The 578-nt window shown below is 39.8% G+C and carries 1 pseudogene; it reads left to right on the plus strand.

Annotated features, from left to right (window positions below):
* A pseudogene (locus HYG89_RS15945) lies at nucleotides 1–571 on the plus strand (IS30-like element IS18 family transposase); the annotation flags it as partial.
* Between the last annotated feature and the right edge of the window lie 7 nt (nucleotides 572–578).

Consider the following 578-nt stretch of genomic DNA (forward strand, 5'->3'; position numbering starts at 1 on the left):
TCAGAAGAAATATCGAAAACGCGGTTACAAAAACACGGATCGTAGGGGTCAAATCATTGATAAAACAAGTATTCACTGCCGAGACCAGGTCATTGATCAACGACAACGTTTAGGAGATTTCGAAGGTGACACGGTGATTGGTAAACATCATAAAGGTGCTTTATTGACTCTCGTTGATCGAAAGAGCCTGTATGTACATATTGTTCATTTAGGGCCAACGAGAGCATCCTCTCAAACGATTACTTGTGCATTAGATCGTTTACAAATGAGCCATGCTTATAGTGTGACATTTGATAATGGCAAAGAATTTTCCGAACACAAAAGAATTACTGATGCTGGCATAGAGACGTATTTTGCTGATCCTTACAAGTCTATTCAGCGAGCTAGAAATGAAAATACGAATGGTTTAATCCGTCAATATCTGCCAAAATCATCATCGTTTGATGACGTGTCAAACGAACAAATAGAGCAGATAGAATTTGCACTCAACCATCGTCCTAGAAAAACACTAGGTTGGTATACACCGAGTGAAGTTATGGCTGGTTTTTATACTGTTGCACTTGCCGCTTGAATCCGCC

The organism is Acinetobacter sp. SwsAc5, assembly GCF_013391485.1.
Lineage (GTDB): Bacteria > Pseudomonadota > Gammaproteobacteria > Pseudomonadales > Moraxellaceae > Acinetobacter > Acinetobacter towneri.